Origin of the sequence: Pseudomonas sp. PS02288, assembly GCF_029959715.1 — a bacterium.
Lineage (GTDB): Bacteria > Pseudomonadota > Gammaproteobacteria > Pseudomonadales > Pseudomonadaceae > Pseudomonas_O > Pseudomonas_O kuykendallii.
In genome coordinates, this window is record NZ_JASCPA010000097.1 from 1 (window position 1) to 10,166 (window position 10,166).

Annotated in this window: 13 protein-coding genes; 6 read left to right on the forward strand and 7 right to left on the reverse strand. The window is 69.4% G+C overall.

Translation table 11 applies throughout. The features are described from left to right. The 3 genes from mpl to QMX85_RS22600 form a co-directional block, all read left to right on the forward strand. On the forward strand, nucleotides 1-1,080 hold a 1,080-nt coding region (mpl, locus tag QMX85_RS22590; RefSeq protein ID WP_282344681.1), incomplete at its 5' end, for a UDP-N-acetylmuramate:L-alanyl-gamma-D-glutamyl-meso-diaminopimelate ligase. Nucleotides 1,081-1,266: 186 nt separating this feature from the next. Then, entirely contained in the window at nucleotides 1,267-1,896 is a 630-nt protein-coding gene (ubiX, locus tag QMX85_RS22595) for a flavin prenyltransferase UbiX (protein ID WP_282344683.1), read from the forward strand. Next, nucleotides 1,896-2,189 carry a YceK/YidQ family lipoprotein gene (locus tag QMX85_RS22600; RefSeq protein WP_282344686.1) on the forward strand — a complete coding sequence of 98 codons (294 nt, stop codon included), beginning with the start codon at nucleotides 1,896-1,898 and terminating at the stop codon, nucleotides 2,187-2,189. Before ubiX ends, QMX85_RS22600 begins: the two co-directional genes overlap by 1 nt. A 65-nt stretch (nucleotides 2,190-2,254) precedes the next feature. Here QMX85_RS22600 and QMX85_RS22605 read toward each other — a convergent pair whose 3' ends face one another. The 5 genes from QMX85_RS22605 to QMX85_RS22625 all read right to left on the reverse strand — a co-directional run bounded on the left by QMX85_RS22605 (nucleotide 2,255) and on the right by QMX85_RS22625 (nucleotide 6,554). Then, the gene (locus QMX85_RS22605; RefSeq protein ID WP_282344688.1) at nucleotides 2,255-3,187 is read right to left on the reverse strand and encodes a 2-hydroxyacid dehydrogenase; all 933 of its coding nucleotides are present in this window, start codon (nucleotides 3,185-3,187) and stop codon (nucleotides 2,255-2,257) included. A 34-nt stretch (nucleotides 3,188-3,221) separates the two neighbouring features. Then, nucleotides 3,222-3,695 carry a YbaK/EbsC family protein gene (locus QMX85_RS22610; RefSeq protein WP_282344690.1) on the reverse strand — a complete coding sequence of 158 codons (474 nt, stop codon included), beginning with the start codon at nucleotides 3,693-3,695 and terminating at the stop codon, nucleotides 3,222-3,224. 74 nt (nucleotides 3,696-3,769) lie between these two features. Beyond that, nucleotides 3,770-4,411 (reverse strand): oxidoreductase, encoded by a 642-nt coding sequence (locus QMX85_RS22615; RefSeq protein WP_282344691.1) that lies wholly within the window; start codon nucleotides 4,409-4,411, stop codon nucleotides 3,770-3,772. A gap of 45 nt (nucleotides 4,412-4,456) precedes the next feature. Continuing rightward, a complete protein-coding gene (locus tag QMX85_RS22620; RefSeq protein WP_282344693.1) occupies nucleotides 4,457-6,007 on the reverse strand; it encodes a C13 family peptidase in 1,551 nt (516 codons plus the stop codon). A gap of 91 nt (nucleotides 6,008-6,098) precedes the next feature. Further along, nucleotides 6,099-6,554 (reverse strand): MaoC family dehydratase, encoded by a 456-nt coding sequence (locus tag QMX85_RS22625; protein WP_282344695.1) that lies wholly within the window; start codon nucleotides 6,552-6,554, stop codon nucleotides 6,099-6,101. 148 nt (nucleotides 6,555-6,702) lie between these two features. On the opposite strand from QMX85_RS22625, the gene QMX85_RS22630 reads away from it, so the two are divergent. From QMX85_RS22630 to QMX85_RS22640, 3 genes are read left to right on the forward strand one after another with little or no spacing between them, the layout of a single operon-like run. Next, entirely contained in the window at nucleotides 6,703-7,065 is a 363-nt protein-coding gene (locus QMX85_RS22630) for a CidA/LrgA family protein (protein WP_282344697.1), read from the forward strand. After that, complete coding sequence (locus QMX85_RS22635; protein WP_282344699.1) at nucleotides 7,062-7,778, forward strand: LrgB family protein; 717 nt, start codon at nucleotides 7,062-7,064, stop codon at nucleotides 7,776-7,778. The genes QMX85_RS22630 and QMX85_RS22635 overlap by 4 nt, the downstream gene beginning before the upstream one ends. 7 nt (nucleotides 7,779-7,785) lie before the next feature. Next, on the forward strand, nucleotides 7,786-8,370 hold the full coding sequence (locus QMX85_RS22640; RefSeq protein ID WP_282344701.1) for an LON peptidase substrate-binding domain-containing protein: 585 nt from the start codon (nucleotides 7,786-7,788) through the stop codon (nucleotides 8,368-8,370). A 12-nt stretch (nucleotides 8,371-8,382) separates the two neighbouring features. On the opposite strand, the gene QMX85_RS22645 is transcribed toward QMX85_RS22640, so the two are convergent. Both QMX85_RS22645 and QMX85_RS22650 read right to left on the reverse strand, forming a co-directional pair. Continuing rightward, a complete protein-coding gene (locus QMX85_RS22645) occupies nucleotides 8,383-9,699 on the reverse strand; it encodes a bifunctional DedA family/phosphatase PAP2 family protein (RefSeq protein WP_282344703.1) in 1,317 nt (438 codons plus the stop codon). Beyond that, nucleotides 9,696-10,166, reverse strand: a 471-nt coding sequence (locus QMX85_RS22650; RefSeq protein WP_282344705.1) for a DNA-3-methyladenine glycosylase, incomplete at its 5' end; no start/stop codon positions are given. The genes QMX85_RS22650 and QMX85_RS22645, both read right to left, overlap by 4 nt.

A 10,166-nucleotide genomic window follows, 5' to 3' on the forward strand; every position in this document is an offset into this window, starting at 1 on the left:
GGCCCGCAGGGGGGGGCCGACCACGGGGGGCGGGGGCGGGGGGGGCGGGGCGGCGCGGGCACCCACGGCAAGACCAGCACCAGCAGCATGCTCGCCTGGGTACTCGAACACGCCGGCATGGCGCCGGGCTTCCTGATCGGCGGTGTGCCGCAGAACTTCGGCATCTCCGCGCGCCTCGGCGACACGCCGTTCTTCGTGGTCGAGGCCGACGAGTACGACAGCGCCTTCTTCGACAAGCGCAGCAAGTTCGTCCACTACCGCCCGCGCACGGCGATCCTCAACAACCTCGAGTTCGACCACGCCGACATCTTCCCCGACCTGCCGGCCATCGAGCGGCAGTTCCACCATCTGGTGCGGACCATTCCCGGCGAAGGGCTGATCATCCACCCGGTCGCCGAAGCCGCGCTGGTACGCGTGCTGCAAATGGGCTGCTGGACGCCGGTGCAGACCACCGGCGACGGCGGTCAGTGGCAGGCGCGGTTGCTCAGTGAGGACGGCTCGCGCTTCGAGGTGATCTTCGACGGTGTGCCGCAGGGCACCGTGGACTGGTCGCTGACCGGCCGCCACAACGTCGACAACGCCCTCGCCACCCTGGCCGCGGCGCGGCATGTCGGCGTGGTGCCGGAGCTGGGCATCGCCGGCCTGAGCCTGTTCAAGAGCGTCAAGCGGCGCATGGAGAAGGTCGCCGAGGTCGATGGCGTGACGATCTACGACGACTTCGCCCACCATCCGACAGCCATCGCCACCACGCTGGACGGCCTGCGCAAGCGCGTCGGCAGCGCCCAGGTGATCGCCGTGGTGGAGCCGCGCTCCAATTCGATGAAGCTCGGCGCTCACCGCGACGGCCTGGCCGAATCCGTGGTGCAGGCCGACCGGGTGTACTGGTACGCGCCGCCGAACCTGGGCTGGGACCTGGCGGCCACGGTCGCCGGCGCGACGGTGCCGACCGAAGTCTGCGGTTCGCTGGAGGCGATCATCGCCGGGGTCAAGGCCCACGCGGCGCCGGGCACCCAGGTGGTGATCATGAGCAACGGCGGTTTCGGCGGCCTGCACGGCAAACTGGCCGCGGCGCTGCAATAAGAAAGCAAACTGTAAGTTCGCGCTCGAAGGGTCGTGAGCGCAGATGAGGCAAGGCGAAAGCCTGCGAGGAAAGCGGAGTGGGCTCGCATGCGCGTTTACCGTTGTAAATGAGCATTCCGGCCGGGCTGGCGTTTCAGCAGGCTTCAACGCTGCACAAGCACGCGAAACAGCTTTGAGAGTGAATCTATGAGCGGTCCCGAACGCATCACTTTGGCCATGACCGGCGCTTCCGGCGTGCAGTACGGCCTGCGCCTGCTCGACTGCCTGGTGCAGGAGGAGCGCGAGGTGCACTTCCTCATCTCCAAGGCGGCGCAACTGGTGATGGCCACCGAAACCGACGTGACCCTGCCTGCCAAGCCGCAGGCGATCCAGGCCTTCCTCAGCGAGTACACCGGCGCTGCGGCGGGGCAGATCCGCGTCTACGGCAAGGAGGACTGGATGGCGCCGCCGGCCTCGGGCTCCGGCGCGCCGACGGCGATGGTGGTGGTGCCCTGTTCCACCGGCACGCTGTCGGCGATCGCCACGGGCGCCTGTAACAACCTCATCGAGCGCGCCGCCGACGTCGCGCTGAAGGAGCGCCGGCAGCTGATCCTGGTGCCGCGCGAGGCGCCGTACTCGAGCATCCACCTGGAAAACATGCTCAAGCTGTCCAACCTCGGCGCGGTGATCCTGCCGGCCTCGCCGGGTTTCTATCACCAGCCGCAGACCCTCGACGACCTGATCGATTTCGTCGTCGCGCGCATCCTCAACCTGCTGGAAATCCCCCAGGACATGCTGCCGCGCTGGGGCGAGCACCACCTGGGCAGCGCCGACTGATGCGCACCGCGGCGCTGGCCGCCACGCTGGCCGCCGCGTCGCTGCTCGGCGGTTGCGCCAGCGTGCGCACGCTGGACGCGGCCAAGCCCGGCGCGCCGCTGATCTACGCCGGTACGCGGCTGGACTGGTATGAATTGCACGGGGGTTGCTGCCCGAACGAGCGTTTCGGCGCCGAGGCCCCGCGCTATGCGGCGCTCGACCTGCCGGCCAGCGCGCTGCTCGACACCCTGTTGCTGCCGTTCGCCGTGGCCACCGAGCTGGGCGTCGGCCTGGGCGTGCGCGGCGGCAACTGACGCCGCGGGCGTTGCCCGTCGCCACGCGTTGCGCGCCGCTCGGGCGGCGATGAAGTGACCAGACCCTAGAGCGGCGTCAGCAGCGGTTCGCCGGCGAAATGGCGGTGGACGTTCTCGATGAACTGGGTCAGCGCCTGCGCCACCGCCTGCGGTGAGTTGCCGCCCAGGTGTGGGCAGAGGATGACGTTGTCGAGGGCGACCAGCTCCTGCGGCGGCAGTGGCTCGCTTTCGTAGACGTCCAGCGCCGCGCCGCGAATGACCTTGCGCTGCAGCGCATCGGCCAGCGCGGCGGTATCGACCACGCTGCCGCGGCCGACGTTGACCAGATAGCCCGCATGGCCCAGCGCCTCGAGCATCTCGCGGCCGACCAGGTGATGGGTCGCCGCGCCGCCCGGAATCGCCACCACCAGGCAATCGGCCCAGCGCGCCAGCGCCAGCGGACTGTCGAAGTAGCGGTACGGGCTGGCGTCTTTCGGTGTGCGGTTGTGGTAGCCGACGGACATCTCGAAGGCCAGTGCGCGCGTGGCGATCCGCTCGCCGATGGCGCCGAGGCCGAGGATGCCGACGCGCTTGCCGCTGACGCCGTCCTGCTCCGGTAGCTGCGTGCGCCAGACCCCGGCGCGGCAGGCGATGTCGAGGTTGCGCAGGTCGCGGATCGCCGCCAGCAGCAGGGCCATGGCGTGATCGGCGACGCTGGCGGCGTTGCTGCCGGCGCCATTGCACAGGGCGATGCCGCGCTGGCGCGCGGCCTGCAGGTCGATGTTCTCGTAGCCCACGCCCAGCGCCGAAACCAGCTGCAGCGCCGGCAGTCGGGCGATTTCCTCACCCGCCAGGCCCCCCGCGCCGGTGGTCAGCAACACCTGGATCGAGGCGGCGTGGTCGGCGATGGCCGTGCGTCGGCTCTCCGCATCGGGCGCGTAGTGGCAGTCGAAATGTTCGGCGAGTCGCGCCAGGGTGCTGGGCGGGGAGGGGCAGAGGATCAGCAGGCAGGGCTTCACGTGAAGTACCTCCAGGGTTGGATGGGGGCCGCCCTCAGGCGAGGCTGGCCTCCTGGCAGACATCCACCCACTCTGCGTCGGTGAGTTCGGCGATGCGTCGGGGCGCCAGGCGCACCGCGCTGTGGGTGGCGCCGGCGGCCGGCACCACTTCGTCGAAGGCCTGCAGCGACACGTCGCAATACACCGGCAGCGGCGTCGCCAGGCCGAACGGGCAGACGCCGCCGACCGGGTGGCCGGTCAGCGCCACCACGCTCTCGGCATCGAGCATCTTGGCCTTGCCGCCGAAGGTTTCCTTGATCTTGCGGTTGTCGATGCGCGCGTCGCCGCGGGCCACCACCAGCAGGTTGCGTGCGCCGACGCGGAAAGCCAGGGTCTTGGCGATCATTCCCGGTTCGACGCCGTGCGCGGCGGCGGCCAGGGCGACGGTGGCGGTGCTGTCGTCGAGTTCGATGACGGTGAGGTCGGGCGCCTTTTCGGCGAAGAAGGCGCGGACGGACTCCAGGCTCATGCAGCTGCTCCCTTGGCGAAAAACGCCACCTTGGCGCTCCGCGCCGGCCCCGTCAATCGCCCGAGGCGGGCGGTTCAGCGGCCGAGGCGGCGCAGGTCGTCGGACTCGACGATCCGTGCGCCGGGCTGTTCCTCCAGCGCCAGGCGCCACAGCGCGCGGGCCAGCACCGTGGCTTCTATGCCCTGCCATTTGCCCGGCAGCACCCGGCTGAGCGGTGCCGCCAGGCGTTCGCCGAGGCGGAATTCCTGGCGCGCGCCGAGCAGCATCGAGGGGCGGGCGAGGGTCAGTTGAGGCCAGTCCTGGGCAAGCAGCGCCGCTTCGGTCTCGCCTTTCACGCGGTTGTAGAACACCGACGACTGCGCATCGGCGCCGATCGCGCTGATCACCAGCAGGTGTCGCGCGCCCAGTGCCCGGGCGCGCTCCGCGAAGGCGAGAACCAGCTCATGGTCGACCGCGCTGAAGGCCTCCTGCGAACCGGCCTGCTTGATCGTCGTACCGAGGCAGCAGAAGGCAGTGTCGACCGGCCCTTCGAGGCGCGGCAGCAGCGCGGCGAGTTCGCCGACCGGGTTGTGCAGGCGCGGATGCTCGGCCAGCGGGCGTCGGGTCGGTGCCAGCACGCACTCCACGGTCGGCTCGTCGAGCAGGCGGTCGAGCAGGTGTTCGCCGGTCAGGCCGGTCGCGCCGGCGATGAGGATGCGCTGCGGTGTCAGGTACATGTTCGCCTCCGGTGACAGCGGCGCGGTGCGCCCACTCCTGTTTCTTCAGAGTTTGCCAGTGGCTGCTTTGTTCTGGGCCGCGCGATAGCGATTCCAGCGATCGAGCACCGCCTTGGGTGCCCAGATCTGCGGCTCGGAGGCCTCGAAGTGCTCGGCGAGCTCGCGTTCGGCGACTCTCGCCTTGGCGATCTCGAAGGCCTTGGCGAGGTCGTCGGTCTGCTGCAGCGCCTCGCCGAACAGCGCGCGGCCGAAGTAGGTGAAGTCGGCTTCCTCCGAGCAGCCGAAGGACACCCGGTCGGCGCGGGCGGCGGTGATGATCAGGGTCTTGTCGTCCTTCAGCGGCGGGATGAAACCACCGGAATAGCAGGCGGAGACCACCAGCACCTTGTAGCGGTCCTTGAGCGGGCGCAGCAGTTCGGCCAGCGAGGTGGCGGAGAGGTCCGCCAGGTTCAGGCGCGGCACGTCGAGGCTCAGGCGGTGGTCGGCCGAGCCGTGGCTGGTCAGGTAGATGAACAGCAGGTCTTCCGGTCCGCTGCGCTTGGCCAGCGTATTCAGGCTGCGAGCGAGGCTCTCGCGGGTGGCCAGCGGGCGGTCGGCGAGGTGATCGCGGTGGTTGGCCAGGGTCACCACCCCGCGCGCGCCGAAGCGCTTGCCGAGCAGGTCGGCGACGTAGTCCGCCTCGCGCAGGAACACGCTCTGCTTGCCGTCGCCGGCCAGGGTCAGTGCGTAGAGTTCGCTGGCCGGGGTCGACGCGGGTATCGCCGCGAGGGCTTCGCCGAGCAGCCGGCCCTGTTCCAGCAGGCCGACGTCCAGCGGGTCCGGCAGCGCCTTGCCCTGTTCGTCGCGGATGCGTTGGCCGGCTTGCCAGGAACCCTTGCGGGTGCTGCCGTCGGCCAGCGTCAGCACGCCGGGGCCATCGTAGGCGCCCTGCTTGAAGCCTCCTTCGTAGACGCTGCCATCGGCCAGTTGCAGGCGGCCCTCGCCGTCGTACTGCCAGTCCTTGAACTGGCCCAGGTAGCGGCTGCCGTCGGCGCCACGGAATTCGCCCTGGCCGGTCAGCTGGCCGTGGACGAACTGGCCGAGCCAGGTGTCGCCGTCGCTGGAATAGCTGCCCTGGCCGTGGAAGTCGCCATCCTCGAAGGCGCCGCCGTATTCCTCGCCGTGCGCGCCGCGGTAATGCCCCGCACCGTTGAGTTCACCGTCGCGGAACACACCCGACCAGCTTTCGCCGTTCTGCTCCAGGGTGCCCTGGCCCTGCATCTTGCCCTTGTCGAAGAGACCTTCGTAGCGGCTTCCGTCGGCGTAGGTGAAGGTGCCCTTGCCGTGGTACTGGCCGAGGTGGAACTCGCCGACGTAGGTTTCCCCGCCGGCGCCGTGCCAACTGCCCTGGCCCTCGAACTGGCCGTCCTTGAAGTTGCCTTCGTAGTAGCTGCCGTTGGCGTAGTCGATGCGCCCCGGCCCCTGCAGCAGGCCGTTCACCAGCTCGCCGCGGTAGCGCCCGCCATCCGGCAACTGTGCAGTCGGCGATTTCATCGGCTCGCCCTCGCCGCAGGCGGCGAGCAGGAGGATCAGCAGGGCGGGTAGAACTGGGCGCATGAAGAGGGTCCGGTCTGGCAACAGGCCCTAGTATGCCGCAGCGGGGCGGGCGACGCGCGGCGCACCCGTGGCAGGGTGCGCCGGGGCCCGTTCAGACGAAGCAGAGGCTCAGCGGCTCGGCGATGTAGGCGGGTTTTTCCTGGCCTTCGATCTCCATCACCGCGCGTGCCTTGAGCAGCCACTGGCCGGGGTTCTTCTCATAGGCATCGGTCAGGCTCAGTCCCAGGCGCACCCGGGAGCCGACCTTGACCGGCTGGATGAAGCGCAGGCTGTCGAGGCCGTAGTTCACCGCCATTTTCAACCCTTCGGGGAGGATCATCCGGCCCTCCATCAGCATCGGCATCAGCGACAGCGAGAGGAAGCCGTGGGCGATGGTGCTGCCGAACGGCGTCTGCCGCGCCTTCTCCGGGTCGACGTGGATGAACTGGTGGTCGCCGGTGCATTCGGCGAACTGGTCGATGCGCGTCTGGTCGACTTCCAGCCAGTCGGAATGACCGAGGTCCTTGCCGATGTGGTCCTTGAGTTGTGCGACGGGTACGAATGACATGTGTCCTCCAGGGGCTCTTGTTGTTGTCGAGGTCGCAGATCAGCACGCACCCGGTGGACGGTCAAGCTCGCATGGCCTCGGCGAATGGCGCGTCATAGGGCAGCGGGGGAATGCCTATAATGAGCGCCTCGAGCCCTTGGAGAATCCGATGCTGCTACGCGGCCTTACCTGGCTGGTGCTGTTCCAGATGCTTGGCACCGCGCTGAACGTGCTGTTCCTGTCCATGCTACCCGGCCCGATAATCGGCCTGGTGCTGCTGTTCCTCTTCATGCTCGCCCGCGGCGAGGTGGGCGAACCGCTGAGCGTCGCCGCCAGCAGTCTGCTGCGCTACCTGCCGCTGATCCTGGTGGTGCCGGCGGTGGGCGTGATGGTTTACGCACGCGAAATCGCCGCGGACTTCTGGGCGATCATCGGCGCGCTGGGCCTTTCGCTGGTGATCTCGCTGTGCTTCGCCGGCTGGCTGATGGAGAAGCTCATCCGCCGCCAGGGCCGTGCCCGGGAGGACGCATGAACGTCAACTGGCTGGGCGCCTGGCAGGCGCTGATCCACCATCCGCTGTTCGGCGTCGGCATCACCCTGGCGGTGTATCAGCTCGCCCTGGCAGCCTACGAACGCAGCCGCTGGGTGATGCTGCAGCCGGTGCTGGTGTCGATGGTCGGAATCATCGCCATCCTGCTGGCCTGCGGTCTGAGTTACGCCGAGTACCGCAAGAGCACCGAGACCATGACCGTCCTGCTCGGGCCGGCGACCGTGGCGCTGGCGGTGCCGCTGTTCCTCAACCTGCGGCGCATTCGCCTGCTGTTCTGGCCGATCGTCATCACCCTGGCGGTGGCCGGCGTGTTCGCCACCGCGTGCGGCGTGGCGCTCGCCTGGTTGTTCGGTGCGGAGCGGCAGATCCTGATGACCCTCGCGCCGAAGTCGGTGACATCGCCCATCGCCATGCTGGTCGCCGAGCAGATCGGCGGCGTAGCGGCGCTGGCGGCGGTGTTCGTGATGATCACCGGCGTGATCGGCGCGATCGTCGGCCCTTCGCTGCTGCGCCTGGTCGGGGTGCGCAGCGCCGCTGCCCAGGGCATGGCGCTGGGCCTTACCGCGCATGCCGTGGGCACCGCGCGGGCGTTGCAGGAAAGCGACGAAGCCGGCGCCTTCGCTGCGCTGGGGATGAGCCTGATGGGTGTGGCCAGCGCGGTGTTCCTGCCGCTGGCCGTGGCGATAGTGAGCTGAGGTACCGATGAACCTTCCCGTGTTCCCCCTTTCCACCGTGCTGTTTCCGGGCTGCCAGCTCGACCTGCAGATCTTCGAGGCGCGCTACCTGGACATGCTCAGCCGCTGCCTGAGGCAGGATTCCGAGTTCGGCGTGGTGTGCATCATCGAGGGCGAGGAGGTCGGGCAGGCCGCCAGCCGCTTCGCCGATGTCGGTTGCGCGGCGGCCATCCGCGACTGGCAGCAGCGTCCCAACGGGCTGCTCGGCATCCGTGTCGAGGGCACGCGACGCTTCCGCGTGCTGAGTTCGCAGGTGCAGCGCGACCAATCGACCATCGCCGAAGTGGAGTGGTTCGACGAGCCGCCGGAACAACCGCTGCTCGCCGAGCACGCAGACCTCGCGGCGCTGCTCGAGGCGCTGGCCGAGCATCCGCTGGTCGCCGCGCTGGGCATGGGCGGCGTGGCCGGGGGGCAGCAGGCGCTGGCCAATCAACTGGGCTACCTATTGCCGTTCACCGAAGAGGCCAAACTGGAGCTGCTGGCGATCGGCGATCCGCCGCAACGCCTGGAGCGCATCCAGCAGCTGCTCGAGCAATTGCAGGGCGAAGACTGAGCCGGGCGGCCTTCAGTAGCGGTACATCTGCACGGCGGTCGGCAGCGCCCAGGTCGCGACGCCGCCGAGCAGTGCGCTGCAGGCCGGCAGGATCAGCCACCAGGCACGCGGCGACAGCGCGCCGAGCGGCTTGCGCCATTGCACCGCGGCCAGGCTGACGGCGCACACGGCACTGGCGAGCATCGCGCCGGCGAGCACGTCGGTCGGCCAGTGCACGCCCAGGTAGACCCGCGACATCGCGATCGCCAGCGCCGGCAGGCAGGCCATCACCATCCACGCCAGGCGCAGACGCGCCGGTTGCCCGCGACCGGCGAGGGTGCCCAGCACCAGGAAGAAGGCGAACGCCGCCGAGCTGTGGCCGCTGGGGAAGCTGTAGGTGTGCAGCGGTTCGAGCAGCACTTCCGGGCGGGTGCGGGCGAACAGGTTCTTCAGCAGGCCGTTGAGCAGCGCCGTGCCGAGCAGCGCGCTGCCGGCGAACAGCAGTGCGCGCCACTGACGGGCGATCGCCAGCAGCGCGCAGAGCAGCAGGCCGGCGAACAGCTGGGTGTTGAAGTCGCCGAGCCGGGTGATCAGCACCATCAGGTGGTCCAGGTGCGGCGCACGCTCGTCCTGCATCACCGCCAGCAGGCCGTTGTCCAGCGCCTGCAGGTGCGGCATGCCGAGGAACAGGCCGGTCAGGATCGCCGCGCTCAGCGCCGTCGCCAGGTACGGCGTGCGGCGCTGATGGTGCAGGCTTTGCTGCGCGCAGAGGCCGATCAGCACCGCGAAGGCTGCGGCGACCACGCCGGCCTGGGGCCAGAAGCCCTCGGGCAGCGGCAGACGCAACGCGGCGCCGGTGGCCCAGCCCGGCATCAGGTAGGCGATCGCCCAGCCGGCCGCCGCCACCAGGCTGACCAGGATGAAGCGCGGCATCGGCATGTCGAGCATCCCGGCGATCATCGGCAGCATCGGCCGCAGCGGGCCGATGAAGCGGCCTACCAGCAGGCTGGCGATGCCGTACTTGTGGAAATAGCTCTCCGCGCCGGTCATCCATTCCGGGTGATGGCGCAGCACCGGCAGGCGCCGGATGTTCTGATGGAAGCGCCGGCCGAGGGCGTAGGACAGCGCATCGCCGAGCAGGCCGCCGGCGTAACCGAGCAATAACGTCTGCCAGAGAGTCAGCGCGCCGCCGCCGGCGGCCACCGCCACGGCGAACATCAGCACCGTGCCGGGCACGATGATCCCGGCGATCGCCAGGCACTCGACGCAGGCGATGACGAAGATCGCCAGGCCGAGCCATTCCGGATTCTGCGTCAGCCAGCCGCTGAGGCTTTCGAGCCATTGGCTCATCGATCGAACTCCTGTGTCTGCAGCAGATGGTAGTCGCGACCTTCGAGCTGTCCGCGGCGCAACGGGTTCCGTGTGCAGTGGCGCGCGTGCGCGGCGTCGACGAAGCGGTAGGCGAGGTGCTCGTCGCGGCCGGGCGGAATGCCCAGGCGCGTCGTCTGGATGATCTGCGCCGGGCGCTCGCCGACGTCGTCGACGAAGAAGCGCTGCACATCGAAGCGCCGCGCGCTCCATTCGCTCACCTTGAGCCCGAGCGCCCGGCATAGCAGGGTCTGCCCGGCACACAGGCGTTCCGCTGCGCGCGGGCCGCCATTCGCGGCAGGGCTGTTGCGCAGCATGCGTTGCAGGCTGGCGGGGCCGGAGACGGCATCCAGCCAGGGATGCGCGGACTTGATCAGCACCGCGTTGGCGGCGCCCGCCACCCGGCTGGTTCGGCGGTGGCCGCCGCGGGGGGTGTTCAAGGTTATGTT

Bases quoted from the DNA above. Each gene is read 5' to 3' on its own strand.
- QMX85_RS22645 (WP_282344703.1), bottom strand. From the start codon at position 9,699: ATGAGCCAATGGCTCGAAAGCCTCAGCGGCTGGCTGACGCAGAATCCG.
- QMX85_RS22620 (WP_282344693.1), bottom strand. From the start codon at position 6,007: ATGCGCCCAGTTCTACCCGCCCTGCTGATCCTCCTGCTCGCCGCCTGC.
- QMX85_RS22630 (WP_282344697.1), top strand. From the start codon at position 6,703: ATGCTGCTACGCGGCCTTACCTGGCTGGTGCTGTTCCAGATGCTTGGC.
- QMX85_RS22640 (WP_282344701.1), top strand. From the start codon at position 7,786: ATGAACCTTCCCGTGTTCCCCCTTTCCACCGTGCTGTTTCCGGGCTGC.
- QMX85_RS22610 (WP_282344690.1), bottom strand. From the start codon at position 3,695: ATGAGCCTGGAGTCCGTCCGCGCCTTCTTCGCCGAAAAGGCGCCCGAC.
- QMX85_RS22615 (WP_282344691.1), bottom strand. From the start codon at position 4,411: ATGTACCTGACACCGCAGCGCATCCTCATCGCCGGCGCGACCGGCCTG.
- QMX85_RS22635 (WP_282344699.1), top strand. From the start codon at position 7,062: ATGAACGTCAACTGGCTGGGCGCCTGGCAGGCGCTGATCCACCATCCG.
- QMX85_RS22625 (WP_282344695.1), bottom strand. From the start codon at position 6,554: ATGTCATTCGTACCCGTCGCACAACTCAAGGACCACATCGGCAAGGAC.
- QMX85_RS22600 (WP_282344686.1), top strand. From the start codon at position 1,896: ATGCGCACCGCGGCGCTGGCCGCCACGCTGGCCGCCGCGTCGCTGCTC.
- ubiX (WP_282344683.1), top strand. From the start codon at position 1,267: ATGAGCGGTCCCGAACGCATCACTTTGGCCATGACCGGCGCTTCCGGC.